A 26,317-nucleotide genomic window follows, 5' to 3' on the forward strand; every position below is an offset into this window, starting at 1 on the left:
CGCTCGCTTACCGCTCCTCGTTCGCTGCGCGGGCCTCGCGGGCCGCGGTACCGGAGGCACGCCCAGGAGACGTGGTGTCCACCACGCCGGGCTCGCTCCTCATTTGGCGCTCCCCTGGTCGATCAGCGGCAGCGTCCGCAGCGCCTGCAGTTCGAGCTCGTCGATCTGCTTGGCGCGGTGCGCACCGAACTTCGTGTTCTGGATCTTGTCGTGCAGCTTCACGATCGCGTCGATGAGCATCTCGGGCCGCGGCGGGCAGCCGGGCAGGTAGATGTCGACGGGGACGACGTGGTCCACGCCCTGCACGATGGCGTAGTTGTTGAACATGCCGCCGCTGGACGCGCAGACGCCCATCGCGATGACCCACTTGGGCTCGGCCATCTGGTCGTAGATCTGGCGCAGCACCGGGGCCATCTTCTGCGACAGGCGGCCCGCCACGATCATCAGGTCGGCCTGGCGCGGAGACGCCGAAGCGCGCTCCATGCCGAAGCGCGCCAGGTCGTGCTTGGGACCGCCCGTGGACATCAGCTCGATGGCGCAGCAGGCGAGACCGAACGTCGCCGGCCATACGGAGTTCTTGCGTGCCCAGCCGGCAAGCTGCTCGACCGTGCTGAGCATGAACCCGCTCGGAAGTTTCTCTTCAAGACCCATATCTAGTCCCAGTCCAGACCCTTGCGGCGCCACACGTACGCGTAGGCCACGAGCACGGTGACGATGAACAACACCATCTCGACCAACCCGAAGATTCCGAGCTGATCGAAAGCGACCGCCCACGGGTAGAGAAAGATGATCTCGATGTCGAACACGATGAAGAGCATCGCGGTGATCATGTATTTCAGCGGGAATCGGCCACCGCCCACAGGCTGGGGCGTCGGTTCGATACCGCATTCGTAAGCGTCGAGTTTCGCGCGGTTCCAGCGCTTGGGACCGGTGAAGGGCGCGATCGTCACTGAGAAGATCGCAAATCCCGCCGCGAGAACGGCGAGTACGAGGATGGGTGCATACAGCTCCATCGCTACGCCTCCTCTCCCATCTCCACGCGCGCCGGCGCGCAGCTCTGCATGTTGGTGTATTTCGCAAGTCTAGGCACGGCGATCATCGCTCTTGATTCCAGGCTCGGAGCGTTTGCTGAGGTCATGCCGACGGCGCAACCTTCGACAGAGCGTTGATGATGCGGTCTGACGCATCGCCTCGCCGATCGGTGAGGTTAGCAAGGAGTTTCAACGCGAACCGCATCAGGTGGGGGTGGGGCAGTGCGTGACGGGTGGCGAAGTTCATCACACCGGGGTGCCCGAGCAACTCCACGAAGCCCCTGCCGAGGGTGAAGTAGCCGCCGTAGGCGTCCTTCAGCATCGTGGGATAGGCCCGCAGCACCCGCTCCCGCTGCGCGGGAGTCGATCTGCCCAGCGCCTGGACGACGGCCTCGGCGGCGATGTGGCCCGTCTCCATGGCGTAGGCGATGCCCTCCCCGTTGAACGGGTTGATCATCCCCCCCGCGTCGCCGACCAGCACCAGGCCCCGCGTGTAGTGCGGCTGGCGGTTGAAGGCCATCGGCAGCGCGGCGCCCCTGATGGGGGAGGTCATGTTCTCCTCGACGTACCCCCACTCGGCGGGCATGCCCTTCACCCAGCGCTTGAGCAGGTCGCGGTAGTCCATGCCCTTGAACGCCTCACTGGTGTTCAGCAGCCCCAGGCCCACGTTGGACGTGCCGTCGCCGACGCCGAAGATCCAGCCGTAGCCGGGCAGCAGGGTGTCCTCGTCCCACAGCTCCAGCCAGGTCTCCAGATAGTCGTCCTGGTGGCGCGGACTGGTGAAGTACGTCCGTACGGCGACGCCCATCGGGCGGTCCTCGCGCTTGTGCAGCCCCATCGCCAGGGAGATCCGGGTGGAGTTGCCGTCGGCGGCGACCACCAGGCGAGATCGGTAGGAGACCTCCTCGCCGTCCTTCTTGGCGGTGACGCCGACGATGTGGCCGCTGCGGTCGTCGAGGATCGGAGCCGTGACGTTGACGCCCTGGAGCATCCGGACACCCGCGCGCACCGCGTTGTTCGCCAGGATTTCGTCGAAGTCCTGGCGGGTGCGGACCAGCCCGAAGTCCGGGTAGCTGGAGAGGTCGGGCCAGTCGAGCTCGAAGCGCATCCCACCGCCGACGACGCGCAGACCCTTGTTCCGGATCCACCCGGGAGCGTCGATGTCGATCCCCATGCCGATGAGCTGCTTGACCGCTCGGGGGGTCAGCCCGTCGCCGCAGACCTTCTCACGGGGGAATGTGGTCTTCTCAAGCAACAGGACGTCAAGTCCGGCCTGTGCGAGGTGAAAAGCGGTTGTCGAACCGGCGGGCCCGGCGCCGACGACGATTACGTCGGCGTCAGCCTCAGCGACGTTCCGCTGTGTGGCGGCTGGCACGGTCACGGGACTTGTCCTGTCCTACATGCTTTGAGGGCCTCGGAGTAAGGGGCCTTTCGTTCCTTTGTGAAGGGCTTCACAAACTTGTCGGGCCGAAGTCTAACGCCTTTGCAGGGCAAAGTGTCAGGCGGGTGCTGCTATCGCCTGCGAATCTTCTATGCGGGCTTATATGCGCGGTGAAGCGCCACGATACCCAGGGCGAGGTTGCGCCAGGCGACCCGCTCCCAACCGGCCCTTTGAATGATCTTCGCAAGGCCCGCCTGATCCGGCCACGCCCTGATCGACTCCGCCAGATACTCGTACGAGTCATCGTTGGAACCGACCAGCTTGGCGACCTGTGGCATCAACTTCATAAGATACTCCGAGTAGACCAGGTCGAAGGACTTGATCACCGGGTGGGAGAACTCAAGGATCACCAGCCGCGCCCCCGGCCTGGCCACGCGCAGCATCTCGCGCAACGCCTGCTCGGTGTCCTGGACGTTCCGCAGGGCCGTGGAGATGGTCACCGCGTCGAAGACGTCGTCGGCGAAGGGCAGCCTGAGCGCGTCGCCCGCGATGAAGCTGACACCGCGCACCCCGCCGCCACTGATGCCCGAGCCGCCCCTCCGCTTCACCCCGGTGCGCAGCATGCCCAGGGAGAAGTCGGAGGCGATCGCGCGGGCGCCGAGCGCGGTGAACGCGTCGGTCGAGGTGCCCGTGCCCGCCCCCAGGTCGAGGACCAGCTCACCGGGACCGGCGTCGACGGCCGCCGCGGTCGCCTTGCGCCACAGCCGGACCTGCCCCAGGGAAATAACATCGTTGACCAGGTCGTATCGCCGGGCCGTGCGATCGAACATCGCGGCGACCTCATGCGGTTGCTTGTCCAAAGAAGCACGCGTCATGACAGCAAGCCTAGGTCCGACCACGCAGTCCATGAAAAGTAGTCATTCGATTACCAAGAGTCTGCTAGGACTTGTCGAATGTTTGCCAGAACCACTTCCGTGCTGGCCACGGCCATACTTCTGGTCCCCACCGGGATCGCCGCCGCCGGCACCGTGAGGCACGGCGGCGTCGTCTCGGCCGATCCGGTGAACACCACTCCCCACGTGCTCGACGGGATCGTCAACGCCATCGCGCTGGTGGGGAACACGGTGGTCGTCGGCGGCTCGTTCGGCAAAGTGCGCGACGCCGGGAGCGCCACCGTCCTCGAACGCGGCAACATCTTCGCCTACGACCTGGCCACCGGCCGGATCCTGCCCGGCTTCAAGCCCGGCCTCGACCGCCCGGTCCAGGCCCTGGCCGCCGGCGGCGGCGGCACCGTGTACGCCGGCGGCGCCTTCAAGACGATCGACGACGCGCAGGCCCCGAGACTGGCATGGCTTCGCCTCTCCGACGGCTCGCGGGTGCGCGGCTTCGACGCCCGGATCCAGGGAGGTACGGTCACCAGCCTGGCCGGGCGCGGCGGCCACCTCTACGTGGGCGGCGACTTCACCCGGGCCGGCGGCGCCTCCCGTACGGCCCTCGCCCGGCTGAACGCCGCCACCGGCGCCGTGGACCCGGGTTTCGCGATCAGGCCCGGCGCGCCGCGGGGCAGCCGCACCAAGGTCTACGCGATGTCCCTCACCACGAACCGGCTGGCGGTCGACGGCGACTTCACCACCCTCGACGGGCTGTCACGGCCGCAACTCGGACTGATCGACGTGGCCGCCTCCCCCGCGAAGGTCGACGGCTGGCGGACCGACGCCTACGCGGGCAAGTGCATGGACGACTTCCCCAGCTACGTGCGGGGCCTGGACTTCGCCCCCGACGGCAGCTACCTGGCGGTCGTCACGACCGGCGGCCCCGTGACCGGCCCGAAGATGTGCGACACCACCGCGCGCTTCGAGACCCGCGGGAGCGGCAAGGTGGACCCCACATGGGTGAACCACACCGGGGGCGACTCCCTCTACGCGGTGGCGGCGACCGGGGCGGCCGTCTACGTGGGCGGGCACCAGCGCTGGCTGAACAATCCTCGCGGCAGGGATTCGGCGGGGCCGGGCGCGGTGGAACGACCGGGCATCGGGGCGATCCACCCCCGCACCGGTAAGGCCCTCGCGTGGAATCCGACAAGAGATCGCGGAATCGGGGTCAAGGCATTCCTAGCGCACCGGGGGGGATTACTCGTTGGTAGTGACACAACTCACCTTGGTCACGAGTACCATGCCCGAGTCGGCATGTTTCCGTTGCCGATCACTCCCGATTCTTAGTGATTCGCTCGCTCACTGCGTCCCTCTGCTTGGAGAGCAGGACGTAACTGGCCACTCCGCTGACCAGGAATGCGGCGATCAGCAAGATTAGGGGCTGATGCAGACCGAGGATATAGAGCACGCCCAGGCTCACGGCCAGCAGGCCGACTCGGGACGCGGTGTAAACGAAGACGGGATGCACAGAGTCAAGGCTACGTCACCTCGCCCGCTCAAGCCCAGTTGCGAGGTTGAGCGGCACTCTTCGCATCGAGCACGAGCGCTGCTACTGTGCCCAAGAGACCAGTTTTGTAAAGAAACACCCACGAGAGTCCCAAAGAGGCTCTATCATATAACAATCGGGCAGTCAGTCGATAACAACCCGTGATCTTTGTTGAAAACCACGGATAAATCAGGCTTCGCTCGGCACACTGGTTACCTGTCCGCCCGCTGGCAGGAAGCGGGATGCGAGGGGGAGAGATTGTGGAGAGTAGCAGCGAGCGTCTGCTGACGCCCGGAGAGGTTGCCGCCCTCTTTCGGGTCGACCCAAAAACGGTTACACGCTGGGCCGCGGCAGGCCGCATCAGCAGCATCCGTACCCCCGGAGGGCACCGGCGTTTCCGCGAGTCGGAAGTGCACGCCCTTCTGCGCGGAGAGGACGTCTTGACGGCCGAACGGCCGGCAGGCGAGTCCCCGCGCGTTTGACGACTTATGACGTCACGCCTCGGTGATCCTGCGCGCCTTACCCGGAAGCCGCAGGGTCACCGTGGAGTCTTATGATCGCCACGCTCCACGTCGCGATCGGTGACCTCCCCCGTCACCCACCCGCTCGTCTCGCCCCGGATCGCCGTCGCGCCCGGCCCGAGAGTGCGTGAGCCCACCCCTGCCGGCCTGAGAGCCCGCCGGACACCCCCCGCCGAGCCGGGAACAAAAAGCCCCCAGGAACTTCCCCTCAGCTGTCCTGCTCCGCCTTGAAGGCCAGGAACTCCCGCTCCAGCTCGTCGTTCTCCTCCAGCCAGCGCCGACGGCGCTCGGCCAGTTCCTCCTCGGTGAGCGACTCGGGTAACCAGCGGTCGTAGTCGGGATCCCCCGGAGAGATCTCCACGTACGCGTTGCCGATCAGACGCCCGTCATCGCTGGACAGGCTCTGTGGCACCCGCAGAGTCCCGTCAGCGAGCCGGATGACGTACATCCCAGATCACCTAGATTCCGTAGCGCCGATTGAAGAACAACATGACGTTGAGCGCCATCCGCGTGTCGCCGCCCAGCATGTCCACCAGGGCCGGACGTTGCCGGGAGGCGATGGCGGCGAAGGCGTCGGCGAAGAACTCCTTGCGGCCCAGGTCTCCCGGTTGCAGATGGAATCCCGAGACCAGCTTGGGAACGCACTGGGCATAGAGCGCGGCGAACTCCGGGGAGTCCGAGACCCAGTCTCCATAGGGTGCGTCCACGTCGTCGAGGGCGTGTCCGACCTCGTGCATCATGACGTCGGGAGTGGGCGAGGGCCGGTCACCCACCACGATCTTGCGGTCGCCGTACGCTCCGGCGCAGATGTCCCAGGTCGCCCGCCCCGAGGGCAGCGGCGCGCCGCGCAGATAGCCCATGTCGTCCAGATCGGGCACCCCTCCGATGCCGACGTAGATGCCGGCGAGACCGTCGGCCAGCTTGGCCTTCAGCCCCTCCGGCAGCCTGGCGAGGCTCTCCACGGCCCACACGACCTCGGGGGGCGGCGACTCCTGCCTGGAATCCCACTGGCGGTGCAGGATGTTCTCCAGCGGCCCGCAGTGCCGCAGGCCGTCGCCCAGGTAAGGGGTGTCCGGGGCGTTGGGCTGGGCCCTGGGCCGCTCGTCCTCCAGCTCGAAGTCCTGCCAGGTGTATTGCGGGCGGTCGACCACCGGCGCCGTGACCGTCCCGACGCGCCGCTCGGGCTCGCGGGGGACCTCGCGCGGCGCCTCTCTGACGGCACTCTCCGCGCGCTGGGACGACCCTCGCTGCCACCAGCGCCGACGATGGCGGCCCTTATCGCCCGAATGTGCCATCACACCTCCCGCGGAAGCGGCAATGAGCTCTACGGTACGACCTGGATCTTCGTCAGTCACCCGGAATCCGGTGCCAGACCGCACCCCGGCCCACAATGGCTTACAGTTCGGGCATGCCCTTGCTTGTCGGCCTGGCGCTACTCGCCTTCTGGCTCTACTGCTTGTTCGACGTCATCACCACGCCGGATGAGGAGTCGAGAAACCTGCCCAAGCTCCTCTGGGTCATCATCGTTCTGCTGTTGATACCCGTCGGCGGTCTGTTCTGGCTGCTGCTCGGCCGCCCCACCGGACCTCAGGCACCTCGCTCGCTCCTCCCCAACGACAAGCCGCCCCGTCCCGAGGCCCCGAAAGGCCCCGACGACGACCCCGACTTCCTCAAGGATCTCGACCGGCGCCTGCGCGACGAGGACTGACGACCCGTCACACGATCGCCGGAAGACCGGCCCCCAGGGGAGCCGGTCTTCCGGCGGCACTCGACCGGCGTTCGGGGACGGCCGTCAGGGAACCTCGGCGTAGGAGTGCAGTCCGCCGAGGAAGACGTTCACCCCGACGAGGTTGAACAGCAGGCAGCCGAAGGCGATGATCTGCACGATCATCGCGGCCTTGCCCTTCCATCCCGCGGTGGCCCGGGCGTGCAGGTAGGCGGCGTAGGCGATCCAGGTGATGAACGCCCAGATCTCCTTGGGGTCCCAGCCCCAGTAACGGCCCCACGCCTTGTCCGCCCAGAGCGCGCCGGCGATGACGGCGAAGGTCCAGATGGGGAAACCGATCACAATGGCCCGGTGGGCGACCCGCTCCAGGTCCTGCCGGGACGGCAGGCGGACCGCGGTGTCCTTCCTGACCATGTAGAGGATGCCGGAGACACCCGCCACGGTGAACAGGCCGCTGGCGATGATCGCCGCCGACACGTGGATCGCGACCCAGTAGGTGTCCAGCGCGGGCACCACCGGGCCCGCCTGCACGTGCAGGTACCGTACGGCGAAGCCGAGCCCGAGGGCGGCGGCGACCGTGACGAACGCTCCCAGGAAACGGACCCGGTAGCGCAGGTGCATGAACAGGAACGCGCTCACCGCCGTGAAGCACATGGCGACCACGAACTCGTACATGTTGCCCCACGGCCACCGGCCCACGGACAGGCCGCGGGTGAGGATGGACGCGAGGTGCGTGGCCCAGCCGAGCCAGGTCAGCCCGACCGCGATCGGACCCGCCCACGCCATCCAGGCGGAGGGCTCCTTCTCCGTGCGGTTTCCGCCCTCTCCGGAGGCGGCGTCCGGGACGGACGAGGCGGCGGCCGTACCGCCGCCGACCGCGGCGAGCACGGATTCGGGCTTGGACTCGGCCTGCGCCTGGGGCCGCCCGAAGGCCAGACTCAGGGCATAGCCGATCATTGCGAAGACGTAGAGCAGCACCGTCGCCAAGATGAGCTGATCGCTCAGCGTGGCGAGGCCGGCATCGACCTCAGCGGGCATCCTTCACTCCTGGGTTCAAAACGGAGACGATCTCGGCGAACTCCTCGCTGAAATCGCCGCCTTCGGTACGCGTGAGACCGCCCACCTCGATGTGCCGGTGACTGTCCTCGCGACGATCCTCGGCGGGAGGAGCGGACTCGCTTCCCTCCGCCGCCTCTTCCTGCTCCTGCCCGGTCTCCCGGGTGGCGTCCTGGATCCGTACCCACACCCTGCGGCGGCGGACGGTCAGGGTCAGCACGAGCCCGGCGACGATCAGCACCGCGGCCACGAACGCGGGTATCCGCCCCGGGTCGTGGGTGATCTGCAGGGCGATCCATTGCTTGACGCCGGTGAACTGGATGGTGCCCATGCCGTTCGGCAGGACGAGGCTCTTGCCCACGGCCAGCGGATCCGCCTTCATGACCAGCGGCTTCATCTTCTTGAGGATCTCCGGCTCGATCTCGTAGACCGACTGCGGCTGGCCGTTCTTCATGCCCAGGTCGCCGGCGAACGCGCCGTACACCTGGGCGACCGGGTTGGCGGCGCCGGGGAAGACCGACACCCATTCCGTGCCCATCGGGACGGCGGTCGGCAGGAAGGCGATCAGGAGGCCGAGCTGTTCCGGCTGGGCGTCCTGGGCCTTGATCACGCATTCCGAGGCGAAAGTGGCAGGCTGGGAGACCAGGCAGGGCACCGGCCCGTCGAAGGCGACCTGACCCTTGCCGTCGGTGATCTTAAAGGTGGGCGCGTAGCCGTGGTCGATCAGATAGGTCAGCGTGCCGTTGACGTTCAGCGGCTCGTTGACCTTGAGGGAGTAATCATGCGCGGGCTTGCCCGGGGCGTCGGTGACCTTGAGCTTCGCCCCGAAGTCCAGGGGCTGCCCGGTCCGCTCGCCCTCCGCGATGTAGGTGGCCTGGAAGTCCTCAAGGGTGAAGGAGAACGGCTCCAGCGACTCGGCGTTCACCCGCTGGCCGGGCATGTAACGGTCGTAGGCCGCGACCGTGTTGGCGAACCCCTCGCCCTCCACGACCAGCACGTTGCCGCGGTAGCCGTACAGCGCGCCGACCCCGACCGCGAGCAGCAGCCCGAGCAGGGCGATGTGGAACACCAGGTTGCCGGTCTCGCGCAGGAAGCCCTTCTCCGCCGCGACCCAGCCGGGCCCCGTGGTCACCCGGAACCGCTTCGCGCGCAACCGCGCCACCGCCTCCTCGATGGTCAGGGCGCTCTCGAACGAGGCGTGGTGGGGCAGCCGGGTCAGGTTGCGCGGCGCCGCCGGCGGCTTCTTGCGTATCTCGCGCAGGTGGACCAGGGTCCGGGGGATCACGCAACCGATCAGCGACAGGAACAGCAGCAGATAGATCGCGGCGAACCACGGCGCCCTGACCGCGTCGAACAGCCAGAACCTGTCCAGCCACTCGGCGAGCCGGGGGCTGTCGGTGAAGTACTGCGAGACCTTCGCGTCGGAGATGCCGCGCTGCGGCCAGATCGACCCGGGAATCGAGGCCAGGGCGAACAGGAACAGCAGGATCAGCGCGGTCCGCATCGAGGTGAGCGTCCGCCAGAACCAGCGCGCCCAGCCCAGGACGCCCAGCCCCGCGGGCTTCGTCTCACGCTTCTCCCCGGCCGGAGCGTCCTTCACCGCCGTGCCGGTCGCACCGGCCGGGTCGCTCGCCGGCTCGGGATTGGTTTCGCTCACCGCTCGCTCTTTCGCAGTCGGCTTGACGTGCTCCATCAGATCACCGGCTCAAATCCGCCGATCCACACCTGCATCGTCGCGACGAGTTCCTCCCAGAACCCGGTGACGAGCAGCAGGCCGACGGCGACCAGCATGACGCCGCCTGCGCGTGTGATCAGCTGCGAGTGCCGCCGCACCGCCTTGAACGTCTCCAGAACCCTGCGGTAGGCCAGTCCGGCCGCCACGAACGGCAGGCCGAGGCCGAGCGCGTAGGCGAAGGCGAGCAGCGCGCCGCGTCCGGCGCTGCCCTCGTTCATTCCGAGGGTGAGCACGACCCCGAGGGTGGGGCCGATGCAGGGGGTCCAGCCGAGACCGAAGACCAGCCCGAGCAGCGGCGCCCCGGCGAGGCCCGCGGCCGGAAGCCTGTGGATGCGGAAGTCGCGCTGCAGGCCGGGGATGACCCCCATGAAGGCCAGGCCCAGCACGATCGTGAGCGCGCCGAGCACTTTCTTGATGATGTCCGCGTTGCCGAACAGCGCCGCGCCGATCCCGCCGAAGAGCGCCCCGCCCACCACGAACACCGCGGCGAAGCCCAGGACGAACAGCACGATGCCCGTGACCATGCGCCCCCGCTTGGGGTCGGCGCTCATTCCGGTCACATACGACAGGTAGCCGGGGACCAGCGGCAGCACGCACGGCGACAGGAACGACACCAGACCCGCCGCGACCGCGATCGGCAGTGCCAGCGCGAGCGACCCGCCCGCCACCGTGCTCGCCAGATCAGCGTTCATCGGAGGTCCACCGCCGCTCCGGGTTACTTCTCATCGCCGACCTTGGTGACCGCGTCGAGGAGATCGTTGTATTTGACCGCGCCGAGGGCCCTCGCCGCGATCCGCCCCTGGCGGTCGATGATCAGCGTGGAGGGGATCGCCGCGGGAGGGACCGTTCCCTGGAAGGAGAGCGCGACCTCGCCCGGCTGGTCGAAGATGCTCTGGTAGCCGGGCTGCTGGGTGCGCTCGAAGGCGAGGGCCTCGGCCTTGCGGTCCTTGAAGTCGATGCCGAGGAACTCCACGCCGTCGGCCTTGGTCTTGGCCGCGATGTCCTTGAGCACCGGGGCCTCGGCCCGGCAGGGCGCGCACCACGACGCCCAGAAGTTCAGCACCACGACCTTGCCCTTGTGGGCGGCGAGCGTCGCGGTGCCTCCCGACAGGGTCTCCCCCTCGACCGAGGGGGCGACCTTGCGGTCGGCGGCCTCGAACAAAGTGATCTTGCCGTCGCCGGCCACGAAACGGGTGTCCCCGGTCTGCGGCTGCGATCCCTGGTTGCCCGCGCACCCGGTCACGACGAGAAGCAGCGCGGCCGCGACGGCGGCGGCGGAGTTTGCGCGCATCAGAGGCCAGAATCTCCCTGTACTACAACCGGTAGAGCTTCACTCTATCGGCGGGGTCAGGCGCCCGGCACAGTGGGGCGCTTGACGAGGGCGGCCGCGGGTTCGCTGTATCCCACGCTGATCAACCGGTCTCCCTCGAAGGAGAAACTGGTGAGGCTGGCGAGGGCGCACTGCCTGCGGCGGGGGTCGTGAGGGAGTCGCCTGCCCTCGGCCGCGAGCCGGATGACCCAGATCGGGAGCTGGTGACTGACCAGGATCGCCTCGTGGCCGCGCGCGGCGTCACGCGCGGTGTCGATCGCACCCCGCATCCGCCGGACGATGTCCGCGTACGGCTCTCCCCAGGAGGGTCGCAGAGGGTTCCACATATGTCGGTAGTGGCGCGGGTTGCGGAAGAGCGTGTCGCCGACGGGGACACCCTCGAAGATGTTCAGCGCCTCGATGAGCCTGTCGTCGACGGTGACGTCCAGGTGGAAGGTCGAGGCGAACGGGGCCGTGGTCTCCTGCGCCCGCTCGAGCGGGGAGCAGAACAGGGCGGTGACATCGCGTCCGGCGACCGACTTCGCCACCGTCTCGGCCATCTGTCGGCCGTTCTCGGACAGGTGGTATCCGGGCAGCCTGCCGTACAGGACGCTAGCGGGATTGTGCACCTCACCGTGACGCAGGAGGTGGACGACGGTGGTCTCAGCCATGGTGTTCGTCAGCCTACCCACAGGTAGAAGCGAGGGCTCGTGCAGGTGTGCCACTCCGGCCACTTCAGCCACTCCGGCCGGACGGGACGGGCCCGCGGACGATCACTCCCGCCGCTCCGCCCCCTCCGGTCACCCCCCGCCGCTCCGCCTCCTCCGATCACCGCCCGCCGTTCCGTCCCCTCCGGTCACCGCCCGGCGCCCGGAACCGCCGGGCGACGTCAACGTCCGGAGGAGGCGATCCTCAGCGCGTCGACGGCCGCGCGGATCGCCGGGCGGCGGGCCGCGTCGCTCCGCCAGAGCGCGTAGATCCTGCGGCTCGGGCGCGGCAGGATCGGGACGGCCCTCACCCCGTCGGGCATGAAGTCCCGGCCCAGCCGGGGAATGATCGCGCATCCCTGCCCGGCCGCGACGAGGGCCATCTGGGTCGAATACTCGTCCGCCATGCAGGTGATGTCCGGCTCCAGCTCGGCCGAACGCAGTGTGTAGACCAGCCAGTCCCTGCAGACCGTGCCGGGTGTGGAGCTGACCCACTGCTCGGCGGACAGCTCGGCCAGCGCGATCTCGGGCCTGCCGGCCAGCGGATGGGACGCGGGCAGGATCACGTCGGCGATGTCGTCGAAGAGTGCCGCCCTGGACAGTCCCTCGGGGATGGCCATCGGCCGGTTCATCCAGTCTTGGATCACCGCGAGGTCGAGCTCGCCCCTGGCCACCTCGCGAACCTGCCGCTCGGGCTCCCGTTCGTAGAGCTGGAGCCGGAGGTCGGGGTGGCGCTCGCGGAGGAACACCAGCGCGGCGGGCATCAGCCCCCGGGCCGCCGTGGGAAAGGCTCCGATGCTCAGCCGTCCCACGACCTCCCCGCGCAGTGCCTCGAAGTCGGCCTCCGCGGTCTCCACCAGCGCGAGGATGCGCTCGGCGTGGTCGGCGAGCAGGCCGGCCGCGTCGGTCAGCCGCACGCCGCGCCCGTTGCGCTCCAGCAGCGTCGCTCCGGTCTCCCGCTCCAGCTTGGCGAGCTGCTGGGAGACCGCGGACGGCGTCACCATGAGGGCGTCGGCCGCCGCTCCCACCGATCCGTAGACGGACACCGCGTGCAGCGCCTTGAGGCGGTTGAGATCCAACATGTAAGCGATTCTAAATGACCGAGGCCGGAAATTCTTTCTTGTGCTGAATTATCGGCACAAATAATGATTAATCAATGCGAGCCAAGCGCCTTTTCCTCGCCATCGGTCTCGCGGCCGTCCGGGGTTCCCGCGATCCCTTCCTTCCCTATTCGAGACGGAGCAAGAGAGAATGGAACGAGGGCGACAGAGATGATGCGAATGAACACACCGAGTGACGGAGACGATGTTACGGTGACCGACGTGAGCGCCGCACTCGACTACTGGCCGGCCCCGCCCCCATGGGGGTGGACCGCCGACGACCTCGATCGTCTTCCCGCCGAGGGGCCCAACGGCGAGCCCGACTTCTTCAAGCACGTCGAACTGATCGATGGAGCTCTCGTCTTCATGTCCCCCCAGAAGCGCTTCCACCAGCGCATGATCCACCACCTCACCGAGACGCTCTGCCGTCAGGCCCCAGCGCATTTGTCAGCGGTGGACCAGATGGACGTCAAACTCGGATACCGGATGCGCCCCTGCCCCGATGTGCTGGTCATCGACGCTCAGGCAGCCGACGACGACGACCGGACGTTCTACACTCCGGCCGAGGTGCACCTCGTCATCGAGGTGGTCTCACCCGAGTCCGAGGACCGCGATCGCAAGACCAAGCCGTCGCGCTACGCCGAGGCCGGCATCACCCACTTCTGGCGGGTGGAGAACAACGACGGCTCTCCCGTCGTCTACGTCTACGAGCTCGACCCCGCTACCCACGCGTACGGCCTCACCGGCATCCACCACGAGCGGCTGACCGTCCCGGTTCCCTTCCCCATCGACATCGATCTCGGCGACCTGCCCCGGTAGCGAGGACAGACCACCGAGACCAACGGACGTCGTCGACGAAAGCACGGCACCGACGAGCTGAAGATCGTCGGCGTCGTGGGACCGGCTACCCCGTCAGGAGGCCTGGGCCGCGGCCTTGGCCGCGAGGGGGAGGGCGTCGGCGATGCGAGACAGGGCGTCGTCGTCGTGGGCGGCCGACAGGAACCACGCCTCGTAGGCCGACGGCGGCAGGTAGACGCCCTGCTCCAGCATCGAGTGGAAGAACGCCCTGTGGGCGGCGGTGTTCTGCTTCTGGGCCCCGGCGAAGTCGGTGACCTGCTCCTCGGTGAAGAAGATGGAGAACAGGCTGCCCGCGCGCTGCAGGCGGTGCGGCACCCCGGCGGCGGCCAGGGCGTCCGCGGCGGCGCGGCCGATGATCAGAGCCGCGGCGTCGACCCGGTCGTAGACCCCCTCGTCACAGGCCCGCAGGGTGGCCAGGCCTGCGGCGCAGGCCAGCGGGTTACCGGAGAGGGTGCCCGCCTGGTAGACCGGGCCCTCGGGGGCGAGATGGGCCATGACGTCGGCGCGTCCGCCGAACGCGGCGGCGGGCAGGCCGCCGCCCATGACCTTGCCGAAGGTCATCAGGTCGGCGTCGACCGGGTCCATCCCGTACCAACCGGACTCCGACACCCGGAAACCGGTGAGCACCTCGTCAACGATCAGCAGGGCGCCGTGCGCGGTGCAGAGCTCGCGCAGCTTGGCGTTGAACCCGTCCAGCGGCGGGACGACGCCCATGTTGGCGGGGCAGGCCTCGGTGATCACACATGCGATCTCGGAACCGAAGGTTGCGAAGGCCTCGGTGACCGCATCGATCGAGTTGTAGGGCAGCACCAGGGTGTCGGCGGCGGAGGCGCCGGTCACGCCGGGGGTGTCGGGCAGTCCGAAGGTGACCACCCCGGATCCGGCCGCGGCCAGCAGGGCGTCCACGTGGCCGTGGTAGCAGCCCGCGAACTTGACGATCTTGGATCGGCCGGTGAACCCGCGTGCCAGCCGTACCGCGGACATGGTGGCCTCGGTGCCCGAGCTGACCAGGCGCACCTTCTCCACCGGGTCCACCCGGGCGACGATCTCCTCCGCGAGCTCGACCTCGCCGGGCGTCGCCGTGCCGAACGAGGTGCCGTCCCTCAGCGCCTCCTCCAACGCCTCGATCACGGCGGGGTGCCGGTGTCCGAGGATCATGGGGCCCCAGGAGCAGACCAGGTCCACGTAGCGGTTGCCGTCCACGTCGGTGATGTAGGGTCCCTGGCCCGAGACCACGAAGCGGGGCGTGCCGCCGACGGCGCCGAAGGCCCGGACCGGGGAGTTGACACCTCCCGGAACGATCTCACGTGCGCGGGCGAACAAGTCCTCGGAGTTCTCAGTACGGCTCACGCCCTACAGCGTAGTCACGAGGCCGACCAGCCCATTCCACGGGCAAGGATGGCGAGGTGGCCGTCACCCGAAGGAGAGCCTCGGTCCTTCGTCCCGTTCGGCGTGGACGGCCCGCTCCTCACGAGATCACGAAACATCTCGATCATGGGCCGCGACACGGAGCAGGCCCGGCTCCGGAGCTCGCCGGGCGTTCACTCGCAGGTGTCGGCGAGCCAGTCGAGGACGCGGAGCGGGTCGGGCAGCGGGCGGCCGTCCGGGGGACGCAGCCATGAACCGGGCTGACCGGTCGGCAGGGTCGAAGGCGGTGCGAGGACGTAGCTGTCGCGGCAGTGCCAGCGCAGGCCGGGCATCTCCTCGATGCTCGAAGGGCCGAAGTCGAGGGCGCAGGACCACCATTCGTCCTCGTCCTCGGAGGTGTTGCGGGTGGCCACAAAGAACAGGATCCGGTCGCCTCCCGTGGCGACCGGACCCGATACGACTCCGGCGGAGTCCATGTTCGCGAGGGCGGTGTGCCCCGCGGCGAGCGGTACGTCGAACACATCGAACACCCGGCCCGTGGGGAGGATCACATTCGCCTCGGGCTCGCGCTGCCACCAGTGGGTGAGCTGGGTGGGGTCGGTGGTGGCCTGCATCTGCCAGGCTCGCGAGAGCGGGTGGGCGCCCGGCTCGGGACAGCCGATGCGATCGCACGAGCAGGAGCGGGAACCACCCCGCAGCGGCCGTGCGCCGGGACAGCTCGCCCAGCCCAGCGCGGCATACTCCAGAACAGAATTGATCATCTGCTTCGGATGAGCATGCCGTCTACTTCGACGAACCAGCGGTACCCCCACCATTGTGTCCTCCGTCGTCCGCGCATCCCGCGTGTACCCGGATGCGAAGACATATCCACACGCTGGTTAACAAGGGACGCCAAACGCCCAGGGTTCACGTCACCTGGGACACATCCGCACCGGTTCTCGCACTCTAACGCACGGACCCCATAAGCAAACGGTAAACCCCCTGTTCTCAGCATGTGCCGCTCATCTCACCTGAGCTTCTTGGCCACCTCCGTCGCCCAGTAGGTGAGAATCAGGTCCGCTCCGGCACGGCGGATCGCGGTCAGTGATTCCATGATCACTCGATCCCGGTCGACCCAGCCGTTCGCCGCCGCGGCCTCGACCATCGCGTACTCCCCGCTGACCTGGTAGGCGGCCACCGGCACGTCCACCATGTCGCGCACCTGGCGCAGGATGTCGAGGTAGGCCAGCGCGGGCTTGACCATCACGGCGTCGGCGCCCTCGTCGAGGTCCAGCCGCACCTCGCGCAGCGCCTCGCCGACCGGTCCCGCCGCGTCCTGCTGGTAGGCGTTGCGGTCACCGAACCGGGGCGCGCACTCGGCGGCCTCGCGGAAGGGGCCGTAGAACGCCGAGGCGTACTTGGCGGAGTAGGCGAGGATCGGGATCTGCTCGAAGCCGTCGCCGTCCAGGGCGGCCCTGATCGCCGCGACCTGGCCGTCCATCATGCCGCTCGGCGCGATGACCTGCGACCCGGCCCGCGCCTGGGCCACCGCCGTGGCGGCGTAGCGCTCCAGGGTGGCGTCGTTGTCGACCTCCCCGTCCGGGGTCAGGATGCCGCAGTGCCCGTGGTCGGTGAACTCGTCCAGGCAGGTGTCGGTCATCACCACCATCGCGTCGCCCACCTCGGCGACGAGGTCGGCGACGGCGAGCTGGACGATTCCCTCCGGGTCGTCGCCGGCCGACCCCCGGCCGTCCTTCACCGCGGGGATGCCGAACAGGATCAGCCCGCCGACCCCGGCCTCGGCGGCCTCGTGGGCGGCCTTGCGCAGCGAGTCGCGGGTGTGCTGGAACACCCCGGGCATCGAGCCGATCGGGTTCGGCGCGGTGATGCCCTCCTTCACGAACATCGGCAGCACCAGCTCCGCCGGGTGCAGCCGGGTGCCGGCGACCATCCGGCGCATCGGTGACGTACGGCGGAGCCTGCGCGGTCGTGCGACAGGGAACTGTGCGGTCATGGTGTCTCCCCTTTCCCCCGGCCGGTAGGGGATTCGGGCCGGAGGACCTCGGTGTCTGTTCCGGTGCGCCGTTCGGGACGGCCACCGTCCGACGCGACGCGTCGCCCAACACGGCTCACCGTTCAGCCCGGCGAGCCGTCCAACGCGGCTCGCCTCTCGATCCGGCGAGCCGATCCATGCGGTTCGTCGTCCGCTCCGGCGAGCCGTCCAACACGATTCGCCGTTCGATCCGGCGAGCCGATCCGTGCGGCTCACCGCTCGATCCGGCGAACCGCCCGGCGCGAGCCGCCGTCCATGGCGATTCGTGACGCTCACGATGCCGTCGTGGACGCCTCGTCCGCCGTCTTGCTCTCGTCTTCGGCGACCACCACACCAAGGCTACTTGGCGCGGCGCCGGGCTCCTCGCCGGGTCTGGGAGGGCCTGCGGGGCAGATCTCCCGCCGTGACCGCGGCCTGGCGTTGCTTCGCACCATACTCGGCCAGCGCGGCGGCGAGGGCGGAAGCCGATGGTTTGTCGGACATCACATCAACGCGGAGCCCGAACTCCTCGGCCGTCTTGGCGGTCTGCGGGCCGATCACGGCGATGACCGTGACGTTGTGCGGCTTACCCGCGATGCCCACCAGGTTGCGGACGGTGCTCGACGAGGTGAACAGCACCGCGTCGAATCCGCCGCCCTTGATGGCCTCACGGGTCGGGGCGGGCGGCGGCGCGGCGCGGACGGTCCGGTAGGCGGTCACGTCGTCGCACTCCCAGCCGAGCTCGGTCAGCCCGGCCACCAGCGTCTCGGTCGCGATGTCGGCGCGTGGCAGCAGCACCCGGTTGATCGGGTCGAGCATCGAGTCGTACGGGGGCCACTCGGCCAGCAGGCCCTCCGACGACTGGTCTCCCGACGGCGTCAGGTCGGGCTTCACGCCGAACTGCACCAGTGCCCGCGCGGTGCTCTCGCCCACGGCCGCGACCTTGAGCCCGGCGAACGCGCGGGCGTCCAGGCCGTACTCCTCGAACTTCTCGCGCACGGCCTTGACCGCGTTCGCGCTGGTGAACGCCACCCACTCGTAGCGTCCCGTGACCAGGCCCTTGATCGCCCGGTCCATCTGCTGCGGGGTGCGCGGCGGCTCGACGGAGATCGTGGGGACCTCCTCGGGCACCGCACCGTAGGACCGCAACTGCTCGACCAGGCTGGCCGACTGCTCCTTGGTCCTGGGCACGAGCACCCGCCAGCCGAACAACGGCTTGGTCTCGAACCACGAGAGCCTGTCACGCATGGCGACGGCCTCGCCGACGACGATCAGCGTCGGTTCCGTCATCCCGGCGTGCTTGAGGTCGGGTCCGATCCGGCCGAGGGTCGTCACCACGGTGTACTGCTCGGTGGTGGTGCCCGCGCTGCTGATCGCCACCGGCGTCGAGTCGGGACGGCCCGCGGAGATCAGCGCCTTGCCGATCGCGACGGCCTCGGAGATGCCGTTGTAGATGACCAGGGTGCCCGCACCCGCGGCGTAGGCGGACCAGTCGTCGATCTGGGTCGCGTCCACGACCCGGAACTCCGGGACCGACACCGCCGCGGGGATGCCCGCGTAGGTGAGCACCGCCGTCGCCGGGGGCACGCCGGGCACGATTTCGAAGTCCACCTCCGCCTTGGCGCAGGCCGCGACCTCCTCGGTGATCGAGGAGAAGAACATCGGGTCACCAGGGCAGAGCCGTACGATGCTGCTGCCGCCCTTGGCCGACGTGACGATCTTCGGCGAGACGGCGCCCTCCTCCGCGACGTCCATGACCTGGACGTTCTCGCGGCAGTGACGCAGCAGCGAGCCGTACGCCTCCTGGTCGAGGATGACGACGTCCGCCCTGGAGAGCAGGTCCGCGCCACGTAATGTGAGCAGCCCCTCATCACCGGGGCCCGCGCCCACGAAGGCGACGAACCCGGATGGGCGCTCGAAAGTGGTACTTCCGGAGCTCAATGTGCTCGCTCCCCTATCAACGTGCCAGCCCCTTCGGCGATCATCTCGGCCGCGAGGTCGCGGCCGAGATCCATGGGCGCCGAACAGGTCCCGGCGGTGGACTTGCGCACCGCGCGCTTGCCGTCGATGGAGACGACAGCGGCGGTCAGAATCAATTCTTGCCCGTGATCGGCCGAGTACGCACCCACCGGAGCTGCGCATCCCGCTTCCAGGGCGTTGAGCACCGCGCGCTCGGCGGTCACCGCGGCGCGGGTCCTGGCGTCGTCGAGCACGCTCAGGACGTCGATGAGGTCGTCCCTGTCGGACCTGCACTCCACGGCCAGCGCCCCCTGACCGGGGGCGGGGAGCATCTCCTCCACCTCGAAGATCTGGGAGATCTCGGCCTCACGGCCCAGCCGCCCGAGTCCGGCGGCGGCCAGCACGACACCCTGCAGCTCGCCGGAGGCGACCTTGCCGATCCGGGTGTCGGCGTTACCCCGGATGGGGACGTAGTCCAGATCGGGACGGAGCACGCGGAGCTGGGCGACCCTGCGCGGGGAGCCCGTGCCGACCTTCGCACCGGCCGGCAGATCGGCCAGCTTCGCCGCGCTCACCAGGGCGTCCCTGGGGTCGTCGCGCGGCGGGATCGCCGCGATGACCACGCGCGGGTCCTGGACGGTGGGCAGGTCCTTCAGCGAGTGGACCGCGAAGTCGATCTCGCCTTCGATCAGCTTGTCGCGCAACGCGCTGACGAAGACGCCCGTCCCGCCGAGCTGCGTGAGGGCGGCCTTGGTCACATCGCCGAAGGTGGTGACGCCGACGAGCTCGACGGCCCGGCCTGTCAGCTCGGTGAGGCGGGCCGCGACCAGGCCCGACTGGGTCGTCGCCATGAGGCTCCGCCTCGTACCCAGCCGGAGCGAAGGAACGCTGTTCACAGGCCTGCCTCCTTCTTGCTCGGCTTGGTGTCGACCGTCTCGACGTGTCTCACCGCATTCGGCACCTTCGGATCCAGGTTGAACAGCTCACGCAGTGCTTCCGCATAATGATCGCCTGCTGGGGACTCCGCGAGCTGTTTGACACGCACAGTGGGCTCATGGAGCAATTTGTCGACTACACGCCTGACGGTCTGCGTGACCTCTTCGCGGACCCGCCCGTCGATCTCGGGAACCCGTGCGACGAACCGCCCCAGCTCCGCCTCGACCACCTGCGCCGCCTTGCTCCGCAACGCGACCACGGTCGGCGTCACGCGGGCCGCGCGCTCGGCCGACAGGTAGGCCTCGACCTCACCGGCGACGATCTCGCGCACGGCGGTGACCGCCTCGGCGCGTCCGCCGTCGTCGGTGACGGCGACGATCGCGCCGTCCTGCATCGACTCCAGGTCGACGAGGGTCACACCGGGAATCCGCCGTACGGCGGGGTCCACGTCATGCGGCAGGGCGAGATCCAGCAGGAACATCTCCCTGGGCGTCACCATGGCGGCGGTGATGACCACGTCGGCGGCGCCGGTGCAGGAGATGACCAGGTCGGCCTCGGCCAGCTCCGCCGTCAGCTCGTCGAACGCGGCGGCCCGGCCGCCGACCGTCTGCGCCAGCCGTACGGCGCGGTCGTGGGTCCGGTTGACCACCACGATGTCGGTGACGCCGGCTCGCTGCAGGGTCGCGGCCGACAGGGCGCTCATCGAGCCCGCGCCGACCACCAGGGCCCGCTTGCCCTGGATGGGACCGAGGGCGCTCTCGGCGAGGGCGAGCCCCACCCCGACGAGCGAGGCGCCCGCCCGGTCGATGCCGGTCTCGGTGTGTGAGCGCTTTCCCACCCGCAGTGACTGCTGGACGAGTTCGTTGAGCGTCGGGCCGATCGTGCCCTCTTCCTGGGCGAGCCTGAGCGCCGAGCGCACTTGGCCGAGAATCTGCCCCTCGCCCACGACCATCGAGTCAAGGCCGGAGCCGACCGAGAACAGGTGCTCGACGGCCCGGTCCTCGTAGTGCACGTAGAGATTGTTCGCGAGCTGCTCCATGGGGACACCCGAATGGATGCTGAGCAGTTGCGAGACTCCGGTCACCGCGGGGTGGAACCGGTCCACCTCGGCGTAGACCTCGACCCTGTTGCAGGTCGAGACGACCATGGCCTCGGCGACGTGGTCGTCCTGCTGAACGTCGTGGAGCAGTTTCACCAGCGCGTCACCGGAGACGGCCACCCGTTCGAGCAGGGCCACCGGGGCCGTCCGGTGGCTCAGGCCGACGACGAGGACGCTCATCGGTCCTCCCCTGTTCTCCGCGGACGAACGCGGTCTCTCATCCCTGCCGTGCCGACGACTCGGAAGCTGCGGAGGATGCGGTGTTCACCGGCTCGCTCGCCGTACTCGTTCACAAGTCCACCGCCTCGGGCCACTCTTCGGCCATCGCGGGCCCCCCAGTCATTCGATCCGTTTTGCGCTGCTCATGGAACGCAAGGATCTGCAATTCAATTGATAGGTCGACTTTACGGATATCGACGCCCTCGGGCACGGTGAGTACGACGGGGGCGAAGTTCAGGATGCTGGTGACCCCCACGGCGATGACCCGGTCGGCCACCTGCTGTGCCGCCGCCGCCGGTGTCGCGAGCACCACGATCGACACTCCCCGCCGCTTGATCACGGCTTCCAGCTCGTCGATGTGCTCCACATTCAATCCCGCTATGTGGTCGCCCACCACGTCGGGGTCGGCGTCGAGAAGCGCCGCGACCCGGAAACCGCGGGAGACGAACCCGCCGTAGTTGGCGAGCGCACGCCCGAGGTTACCCACTCCGACGATGGCGACGGCCCAGTCCTGGGTCAGGCCCAGCTCGCGGGAGATCTGGTAGACGAGGTATTCGACGTCGTAGCCGACCCCGCGGGTGCCGTAAGAACCCAGGTGGGAGAGGTCTTTGCGGAGCTTCGCCGAGTTGACGCCGGCGGCGGTGGCGAGGTCCTCGGAGCTCACGGTCGCCAGTCCTCGTTCGGCCATGCCGTTCAGCGCTCGCAGATAGAGCGGCAGCCGGGCGACGGTCGCCTCGGGTATGCCACGTTCACGCGCTTGGGACAGACGGCGAATCACGTGCCGAAGCTCCAGGGGGACAGGCGTCCGGCGCGACCCGGACGCGACGGATGACGAGGTGAGACCACTGTCATTCAGGTTAGTCCCTTTGTGAACCGATGCACAAAGTGAGTCCCCCGAAGCCGTCGGCGCCGCCCGTCGAGGCTCCGGGCCCGCGCTGATCGAGATCTCGCCCGAAATCTCGACCGACGCGCTGGTCAGACCACCGGCGACCGATGATTTCTCCGGCCCCCGCCTTACGCCGTCGGCCCGCGTCGACCGGTCCGGGGTGAGCCCGGATCGCCGGCCCGCGTCACCGGCTCACCCACGGGACTCGGCTACCGTGGCGGTCATGTCACCGCGAGATCACCGCATCACGTTGCTCGGCAAGCCCGGCTGCCATCTGTGCGACGACGCGCGGGCGGTGGTCGAGCGGGTCGCCACGGAACTTGGCGTTCCCTGGGACGAGCGCGACATCACCGCCTCCGAGGACGACCAGGCCGCATACGGGGAGATGATCCCCGTCACCCTGATCGACGGCGTCCAGCACGACTTCTGGCGCGTGGACGAGAACCGCCTGCGCGCCGCGCTCAACGCCTGAAAGCCGTCGGCAGCGGCACCACCTTGGCGGCGTTCACGTTCAGCTCGATCACGTTGGTGGCGAGCACCATGGCCTGCCGCTCCCGGACGAAGCGCTCCACGTGGGGCTGGCGCTGGTGTTCGGTGTAGGCGACCTCGTCGCGATAGAGCTCGTAGACGATGCGCTGGAGCGGCGCCGACTTCACCGAGTGGCAGGCGTAGATCAGCGTGTCGGGTTCGGCTCCGCGGACGGCCTCGACCGTCTCCTCCGCCAGCCGGTCGAACCGCTCGCCGGTGCCGTCGATCAGGGTGAACACCGTCAGCAGGCCGAAGATGGTGGGTGAGGGACGGCCCGATCCGCCCTGCTGGTCGGCGATCCCCCCCGGATACACGGCTCCGGTGGAGGGCGTGCCGCCGAATCCCTGGTCGGCGCCGTAACCGCGGGGGCCTCGCCCCTGCTCGGCGCCCTGGCCGTAGCCCCGGGAACCGGCCGGATCCTGGCCGTAGCCGGGCCGCCCGCCGAACCCCTGCTCCGCGGCGGGGTCGTAAACGGGCGCGCCGCCGAAGGCCTGGTCGGCGGGCATGGGCTGGAGGCTGCCGGACCGCCCGCCCGACGGATCGGGCATGGCGAACTCGCCGGTGGCGGGTCCCGCGGGCCTGCCGAACTCGCCGGTGCCGGGTCCGGCCGGGCCCTGGGGCCTGCCGTACTCGCCGGTGCCGGTGGGCCTGCCGAACTCGTTGACCGGGATGTTGTACTCACCGGTCGCGGGATTGGCGGACGGCATGGCGAACTGGCCGGTCGTGGGGGGACGCTGGGCGAAGTCGCCGCCGCCGGCGGGGCCGGGGGGCGGGTCGGCGAGCGGCATGCCGTACTCGCCCGCCATGAACGTCCCGGTGGCCGGGCCGCCGAACCTGTCGCCGGACGGGGGCTGCTGCTGCATGCGAGCCGCGTAGTCGATGTCCTGCTCGCCCGCGCGATACTCGGCGACCAGGTCTCCGAGACCGGAGCGGCGGGACTCCTCCGGCAGGAGGCGGCGGCCCGCGACCTGCACGTCCCGGGGCGGCTGGTCGGGGGTCTGGCGGCGGGAGACCGGGGGCCGCTTCTCCCAGTCGTCCTCGTCGTCCTCCTCGTCCTCGTCCTCATAGGGCGCGAGCGGGCGGAGAACGACGTACCAGACCGCGGCGGCGGTCACACAGAGTAAAAGTGCGGCGAACATTCCGGGCACTGTGAAACTCATGGATCCGACGAGGGCGAGCCCCGTGGGACCGAGCACCAGCAACGCGTGCATGTTGTCGGCGTCGTAGTCGTCGCCACCGCGCCAGCGCACGACCGCGAGCGCGAGACCCGCCAGCAGGACGAGCGCGACGACCACATGGACGGCCGTCAGCAGATAGGACGGCGGCAGACCCCAGTGGCGGCCGCCCGGCGGGAGGGCCTTGGTGAAATCCTTGTCCGCCAGGAGGGGGTCGACCATCATGATCACTAAGGCGATGACGGTGAAGGCGCTCCCCAGAAGCCAGGAGGCGAACCTGGCCGTGGACTTCCGTGCCAGCAGCTGAACGGCTCCGACGGCCAGCCATATGGGGGCCAGCATAGATCCGGTCAGCTGGTAAATGCGGAATGTGGCCGGCCCGAATGAGAGCAAATAGCCGACGGCGATTACCCCGAGTGACACGGAGAGCGACGCCGTCGTAACACTCCAGGCGATCAGCCATCCCTTGGGCTCGCTACGGAACCTGGTGACGAGAGCGACGGTGGCGATGGCTGCGAGCAGTGCACCGGCGAGGGCGATGACAGCGACGAGGACTTCCATGGTGTCTCCAATGCTGCCGGACATTACCCCCTAACCGGTAGCCGAACTCCCAGTCGGCTCCCCGGACCGGCCCAAAACAACCGGCCCCACACGGTATCCGGCGATTACCCCCAGTCACGACAGACCCAAGTGGATTGTGGAATTACCCGTTCATTTCTAGAGTGATCGAGCACGCCGTACCCCCTCCCCTCAGGGATACCGGATGCCAGACACGTGGCCGCTTGCCGGGCCCCTCCCCGCGACTGCCGGGGTGGCCCAGCCCGTCCGCAGCAATGAGCTCGCCGTACGCGAGGACGCCTCGGATGACCTCCGGAGGCTTGTTCTGCGTGCCAAAACCGGAGACACGGAGGCGTTTGGCACGCTCTATGACCGATACCTGAACCTGGTCTACCGCTACGTCTACTTCAGGGTCGGCTCACACCCCCTGGCCGAGGATCTCACGAGCGAGACCTTCCTCCGCGCGCTTCGCCGAATCGCCGACTTCACCTGGCAAGGACGTGATTTCGGAGCCTGGCTCGTGACCATCGCCAGGAACTTGATCACCGACCACTTCAAGTCCGGCAGGTACCGCCTTGAGGTTTCGACGGCCGAGGTGATCGACACCCCGCTCGACGGCCCGCACATCCCGGAGAACGCCGTCGTCACCGCGATGATCAGTGACCGGGTGCTCAGCGCCGTCCGCGACCTCGGTCCCGAGCAGCAGGAGTGCGTGGTCCTGCGTTTCCTTCACGGCATGTCGCTGGCGGAGACCGCGCTCATCATGGGCAAGAAGAGCGGAGCGATCAAAGCGCTGCAGTTCCGTGCCATCCGGGCGCTCGCTCGCGCCCTGCCCTCCGATCTCGGCTGAGACCGCCCCGAGCCGGGGCGACGACGGCACGGGGCGCGGATCGTGACGCGCTCACACCGGCGATCGCCCTGGATCCGGGCCGGGTACGGCTCGCCATGCCGATGGTGAGGTAGCGCGTAACCTGGCGTGCCAGGTCTCGTTAGGCAGGTGACACCTAATTGATCGTGCTCTGGGGGGCGGCAGGGAGAGTTCATGGGTAAGTGGCTGCCCGGAATCTCGCGGAGATCGCAGGCGCGCATCCAAGATCGCGTGTCGCGACTCGGTGCCCGCATGACAGGCGGTCCCCGGCTGGAGTTCCGTACCCGGCTCCGGGAGCAGCTCATGGAGATGCCCCCGGAGGAGGACTTCCCCGAGCGGCAGGTCTTCCCCTCGCGACCGAGGCCCCGTACGGGCCTGTTCTCCGGGCTGCTGTGCGCGACGCTGGCGGGCTCGATGGTCATGGCGGGGATACTGACCTACGAGTCGATGCCCGGCGACACCTTCTACCCGCTCAAACGCGCCGCCGAGAACACCCTGTTCCATCTGAGCAGCGACGACGCCGAGCGGGCCGACCGCTCCTTCGGCTACGCGGAGACCCGCGCCCAGGAGGTCGAGGAGCTGCTGGGCTCCACCCAGGGCAAGAACAGCCTGATCGGGGAGACCCTCCAGGCGATGGAGGAGACCACCCGCTCCGCCGTCACCTCCCTCACGCAGGTACGGCGCCGCGACGCGAAAAGCGCCGGAGAGCTCAAGCGCTTCGTCCAGAAGCAACGCCACCAGATCGAGGGAATGATTCCCAAAATGGACGCGGAAGATCAAAAAAAAGCCAACGGCTATCTCAGCTACATCGAGGGACTGGCCCCGCCCAATTAGCCTGTCCAAGAGGGTCTCGCGGCATAGCGCGGCG

General features: G+C 68.7%; 28 protein-coding genes. 7 read left to right on the plus strand and 21 right to left on the minus strand.

The genetic code is table 11. The features are described 5' to 3' along the window. Positions 1 to 99 precede the first annotated feature (99 nt). From J2853_RS31755 to J2853_RS31770, 4 genes are all read right to left on the minus strand, one after another. The gene (locus J2853_RS31755) at positions 100 to 651 is read right to left on the minus strand and encodes a NuoB/complex I 20 kDa subunit family protein (RefSeq protein WP_307564388.1); all 552 of its coding nucleotides are present in this window, start codon (positions 649 to 651) and stop codon (positions 100 to 102) included. A gap of 2 nt (positions 652 to 653) precedes the next feature. Next, positions 654 to 1,013 carry an NADH-quinone oxidoreductase subunit A gene (locus J2853_RS31760; RefSeq protein WP_307564389.1) on the minus strand — a complete coding sequence of 120 codons (360 nt, stop codon included), beginning with the start codon at positions 1,011 to 1,013 and terminating at the stop codon, positions 654 to 656. 121 nt (positions 1,014 to 1,134) lie between these two features. Further along, a complete protein-coding gene (locus tag J2853_RS31765; protein ID WP_307564390.1) occupies positions 1,135 to 2,412 on the minus strand; it encodes a geranylgeranyl reductase family protein in 1,278 nt (425 codons plus the stop codon). 149 nt (positions 2,413 to 2,561) lie between these two features. Then, positions 2,562 to 3,287, minus strand: a complete 726-nt coding sequence (locus J2853_RS31770) for a demethylmenaquinone methyltransferase (RefSeq protein WP_307564391.1) — start codon at positions 3,285 to 3,287, stop codon at positions 2,562 to 2,564. 78 nt (positions 3,288 to 3,365) lie between these two features. Here J2853_RS31770 and J2853_RS31775 point away from each other — a divergent pair, with 78 nt between their 5' ends. Next, a complete protein-coding gene (locus tag J2853_RS31775; protein WP_307564392.1) occupies positions 3,366 to 4,631 on the plus strand; it encodes a delta-60 repeat domain-containing protein in 1,266 nt (421 codons plus the stop codon). Here J2853_RS31775 and J2853_RS31780 read toward each other — a convergent pair. Then, on the minus strand, positions 4,615 to 4,812 hold the full coding sequence (locus J2853_RS31780) for a DUF4229 domain-containing protein (protein WP_307564393.1): 198 nt from the start codon (positions 4,810 to 4,812) through the stop codon (positions 4,615 to 4,617). The genes J2853_RS31775 and J2853_RS31780 overlap by 17 nt on opposite strands. Before the next feature lie 260 nt (positions 4,813 to 5,072). Between J2853_RS31780 and J2853_RS31785 the strand changes: the two genes are divergently transcribed. Then, entirely contained in the window at positions 5,073 to 5,312 is a 240-nt protein-coding gene (locus tag J2853_RS31785) for a BldC family transcriptional regulator (protein WP_012887349.1), read from the plus strand. A gap of 247 nt (positions 5,313 to 5,559) precedes the next feature. Here J2853_RS31785 and J2853_RS31790 read toward each other — a convergent pair whose 3' ends face one another. Next, on the minus strand, positions 5,560 to 5,799 hold the full coding sequence (locus tag J2853_RS31790; RefSeq protein ID WP_307564394.1) for a hypothetical protein: 240 nt from the start codon (positions 5,797 to 5,799) through the stop codon (positions 5,560 to 5,562). Positions 5,800 to 5,809: 10 nt separating this feature from the next. Further along, a complete protein-coding gene (locus J2853_RS31795) occupies positions 5,810 to 6,646 on the minus strand; it encodes a hypothetical protein (protein ID WP_307564395.1) in 837 nt (278 codons plus the stop codon). Between the two features lie 113 nt (positions 6,647 to 6,759). Between J2853_RS31795 and J2853_RS31800 the strand changes: the two genes are divergently transcribed. Next, a complete protein-coding gene (locus J2853_RS31800; RefSeq protein ID WP_307564396.1) occupies positions 6,760 to 7,059 on the plus strand; it encodes a PLDc N-terminal domain-containing protein in 300 nt (99 codons plus the stop codon). 84 nt (positions 7,060 to 7,143) lie between these two features. Here J2853_RS31800 and ccsB read toward each other — a convergent pair whose 3' ends face one another. The 6 genes from ccsB to J2853_RS31830 form a co-directional block, all read right to left on the minus strand. Beyond that, the gene (ccsB, locus tag J2853_RS31805; RefSeq protein WP_307564397.1) at positions 7,144 to 8,115 is read right to left on the minus strand and encodes a c-type cytochrome biogenesis protein CcsB; all 972 of its coding nucleotides are present in this window, start codon (positions 8,113 to 8,115) and stop codon (positions 7,144 to 7,146) included. Beyond that, positions 8,105 to 9,790 (minus strand): cytochrome c biogenesis protein ResB, encoded by a 1,686-nt coding sequence (gene resB / locus J2853_RS31810; protein ID WP_307564398.1) that lies wholly within the window; start codon positions 9,788 to 9,790, stop codon positions 8,105 to 8,107. The genes ccsB and resB overlap by 11 nt, the downstream gene beginning before the upstream one ends. Positions 9,791 to 9,825: 35 nt before the next feature. Then, entirely contained in the window at positions 9,826 to 10,560 is a 735-nt protein-coding gene (locus tag J2853_RS31815) for a cytochrome c biogenesis CcdA family protein (RefSeq protein ID WP_307564399.1), read from the minus strand. Positions 10,561 to 10,583: 23 nt separating this feature from the next. Further along, positions 10,584 to 11,159 carry a TlpA family protein disulfide reductase gene (locus J2853_RS31820; RefSeq protein WP_307564400.1) on the minus strand — a complete coding sequence of 192 codons (576 nt, stop codon included), beginning with the start codon at positions 11,157 to 11,159 and terminating at the stop codon, positions 10,584 to 10,586. Positions 11,160 to 11,215: 56 nt separating this feature from the next. Beyond that, positions 11,216 to 11,848, minus strand: coding sequence for a histidine phosphatase family protein (locus tag J2853_RS31825; protein ID WP_307564401.1), 633 nt, complete (start codon positions 11,846 to 11,848; stop codon positions 11,216 to 11,218). A 218-nt stretch (positions 11,849 to 12,066) separates the two neighbouring features. Further along, a complete protein-coding gene (locus tag J2853_RS31830) occupies positions 12,067 to 12,966 on the minus strand; it encodes a LysR family transcriptional regulator (RefSeq protein WP_307564402.1) in 900 nt (299 codons plus the stop codon). A gap of 231 nt (positions 12,967 to 13,197) precedes the next feature. Between J2853_RS31830 and J2853_RS31835 the strand changes: the two genes are divergently transcribed. Further along, entirely contained in the window at positions 13,198 to 13,803 is a 606-nt protein-coding gene (locus tag J2853_RS31835) for a Uma2 family endonuclease (protein ID WP_307564403.1), read from the plus strand. A 93-nt stretch (positions 13,804 to 13,896) separates the two neighbouring features. Here J2853_RS31835 and hemL read toward each other — a convergent pair whose 3' ends face one another. The 7 genes from hemL to J2853_RS31870 form a co-directional block, all read right to left on the minus strand. Continuing rightward, a complete protein-coding gene (hemL, locus tag J2853_RS31840; protein ID WP_307564404.1) occupies positions 13,897 to 15,192 on the minus strand; it encodes a glutamate-1-semialdehyde 2,1-aminomutase in 1,296 nt (431 codons plus the stop codon). Positions 15,193 to 15,383: 191 nt separating this feature from the next. Continuing rightward, the gene (locus tag J2853_RS31845; protein ID WP_307564405.1) at positions 15,384 to 16,025 is read right to left on the minus strand and encodes a bifunctional DNA primase/polymerase; all 642 of its coding nucleotides are present in this window, start codon (positions 16,023 to 16,025) and stop codon (positions 15,384 to 15,386) included. Positions 16,026 to 16,216: 191 nt separating this feature from the next. Continuing rightward, positions 16,217 to 17,203, minus strand: a complete 987-nt coding sequence (hemB, locus tag J2853_RS31850) for a porphobilinogen synthase (RefSeq protein WP_307564406.1) — start codon at positions 17,201 to 17,203, stop codon at positions 16,217 to 16,219. A gap of 378 nt (positions 17,204 to 17,581) precedes the next feature. After that, complete coding sequence (locus tag J2853_RS31855) at positions 17,582 to 19,162, minus strand: bifunctional uroporphyrinogen-III C-methyltransferase/uroporphyrinogen-III synthase (protein WP_307564407.1); 1,581 nt, start codon at positions 19,160 to 19,162, stop codon at positions 17,582 to 17,584. Further along, entirely contained in the window at positions 19,159 to 20,031 is an 873-nt protein-coding gene (gene hemC, locus J2853_RS31860) for a hydroxymethylbilane synthase (RefSeq protein ID WP_370879545.1), read from the minus strand. The genes J2853_RS31855 and hemC overlap by 4 nt, the downstream gene beginning before the upstream one ends. 41 nt (positions 20,032 to 20,072) lie before the next feature. Beyond that, a complete protein-coding gene (locus J2853_RS31865; RefSeq protein WP_307564409.1) occupies positions 20,073 to 21,395 on the minus strand; it encodes a glutamyl-tRNA reductase in 1,323 nt (440 codons plus the stop codon). Positions 21,396 to 21,504: 109 nt separating this feature from the next. Further along, the gene (locus J2853_RS31870; RefSeq protein ID WP_307564410.1) at positions 21,505 to 22,212 is read right to left on the minus strand and encodes a redox-sensing transcriptional repressor Rex; all 708 of its coding nucleotides are present in this window, start codon (positions 22,210 to 22,212) and stop codon (positions 21,505 to 21,507) included. Between the two features lie 331 nt (positions 22,213 to 22,543). Here J2853_RS31870 and J2853_RS31875 point away from each other — a divergent pair, with 331 nt between their 5' ends. Further along, positions 22,544 to 22,792 carry a glutaredoxin family protein gene (locus J2853_RS31875; RefSeq protein ID WP_307564411.1) on the plus strand — a complete coding sequence of 83 codons (249 nt, stop codon included), beginning with the start codon at positions 22,544 to 22,546 and terminating at the stop codon, positions 22,790 to 22,792. Here J2853_RS31875 and J2853_RS31880 read toward each other — a convergent pair. Then, entirely contained in the window at positions 22,782 to 24,584 is a 1,803-nt protein-coding gene (locus J2853_RS31880; RefSeq protein ID WP_307564412.1) for a putative quinol monooxygenase, read from the minus strand. The genes J2853_RS31875 and J2853_RS31880 overlap by 11 nt on opposite strands. Before the next feature lie 202 nt (positions 24,585 to 24,786). Between J2853_RS31880 and J2853_RS31885 the strand changes: the two genes are divergently transcribed. Then, positions 24,787 to 25,431, plus strand: a complete 645-nt coding sequence (locus J2853_RS31885; protein ID WP_307564413.1) for a sigma-70 family RNA polymerase sigma factor — start codon at positions 24,787 to 24,789, stop codon at positions 25,429 to 25,431. A gap of 192 nt (positions 25,432 to 25,623) precedes the next feature. After that, on the plus strand, positions 25,624 to 26,283 hold the full coding sequence (locus J2853_RS31890; protein WP_307564414.1) for a DUF5667 domain-containing protein: 660 nt from the start codon (positions 25,624 to 25,626) through the stop codon (positions 26,281 to 26,283). Positions 26,284 to 26,317: the final 34 nt, after the last annotated feature.

It is taken from the genome of Streptosporangium lutulentum (genome assembly GCF_030811455.1).
GTDB lineage: Bacteria > Actinomycetota > Actinomycetes > Streptosporangiales > Streptosporangiaceae > Streptosporangium > Streptosporangium lutulentum.

Coding starts and splice junctions, on each gene's coding strand:
- J2853_RS31755 (WP_307564388.1), bottom strand. CDS start 651: ATGGGTCTTGAAGAGAAACTTCCGAGCGGGTTCATGCTCAGCACGGTC.
- J2853_RS31760 (WP_307564389.1), bottom strand. CDS start 1,013: ATGGAGCTGTATGCACCCATCCTCGTACTCGCCGTTCTCGCGGCGGGA.
- J2853_RS31770 (WP_307564391.1), bottom strand. CDS start 3,287: ATGACGCGTGCTTCTTTGGACAAGCAACCGCATGAGGTCGCCGCGATG.
- J2853_RS31775 (WP_307564392.1), top strand. CDS start 3,366: ATGTTTGCCAGAACCACTTCCGTGCTGGCCACGGCCATACTTCTGGTC.
- J2853_RS31785 (WP_012887349.1), top strand. CDS start 5,073: ATGCGAGGGGGAGAGATTGTGGAGAGTAGCAGCGAGCGTCTGCTGACG.
- J2853_RS31790 (WP_307564394.1), bottom strand. CDS start 5,799: ATGTACGTCATCCGGCTCGCTGACGGGACTCTGCGGGTGCCACAGAGC.
- J2853_RS31795 (WP_307564395.1), bottom strand. CDS start 6,646: ATGGCACATTCGGGCGATAAGGGCCGCCATCGTCGGCGCTGGTGGCAG.
- J2853_RS31800 (WP_307564396.1), top strand. CDS start 6,760: ATGCCCTTGCTTGTCGGCCTGGCGCTACTCGCCTTCTGGCTCTACTGC.
- ccsB (WP_307564397.1), bottom strand. CDS start 8,115: ATGCCCGCTGAGGTCGATGCCGGCCTCGCCACGCTGAGCGATCAGCTC.
- J2853_RS31815 (WP_307564399.1), bottom strand. CDS start 10,560: ATGAACGCTGATCTGGCGAGCACGGTGGCGGGCGGGTCGCTCGCGCTG.
- J2853_RS31820 (WP_307564400.1), bottom strand. CDS start 11,159: ATGCGCGCAAACTCCGCCGCCGCCGTCGCGGCCGCGCTGCTTCTCGTC.
- J2853_RS31825 (WP_307564401.1), bottom strand. CDS start 11,848: ATGGCTGAGACCACCGTCGTCCACCTCCTGCGTCACGGTGAGGTGCAC.
- J2853_RS31830 (WP_307564402.1), bottom strand. CDS start 12,966: ATGTTGGATCTCAACCGCCTCAAGGCGCTGCACGCGGTGTCCGTCTAC.
- J2853_RS31845 (WP_307564405.1), bottom strand. CDS start 16,025: ATGGTGGGGGTACCGCTGGTTCGTCGAAGTAGACGGCATGCTCATCCG.
- hemB (WP_307564406.1), bottom strand. CDS start 17,203: ATGACCGCACAGTTCCCTGTCGCACGACCGCGCAGGCTCCGCCGTACG.
- hemC (WP_370879545.1), bottom strand. CDS start 20,031: ATGGCGACGACCCAGTCGGGCCTGGTCGCGGCCCGCCTCACCGAGCTG.
- J2853_RS31865 (WP_307564409.1), bottom strand. CDS start 21,395: ATGAGCGTCCTCGTCGTCGGCCTGAGCCACCGGACGGCCCCGGTGGCC.
- J2853_RS31875 (WP_307564411.1), top strand. CDS start 22,544: ATGTCACCGCGAGATCACCGCATCACGTTGCTCGGCAAGCCCGGCTGC.
- J2853_RS31880 (WP_307564412.1), bottom strand. CDS start 24,584: ATGGAAGTCCTCGTCGCTGTCATCGCCCTCGCCGGTGCACTGCTCGCA.
- J2853_RS31885 (WP_307564413.1), top strand. CDS start 24,787: ATGCCAGACACGTGGCCGCTTGCCGGGCCCCTCCCCGCGACTGCCGGG.
- J2853_RS31890 (WP_307564414.1), top strand. CDS start 25,624: ATGGGTAAGTGGCTGCCCGGAATCTCGCGGAGATCGCAGGCGCGCATC.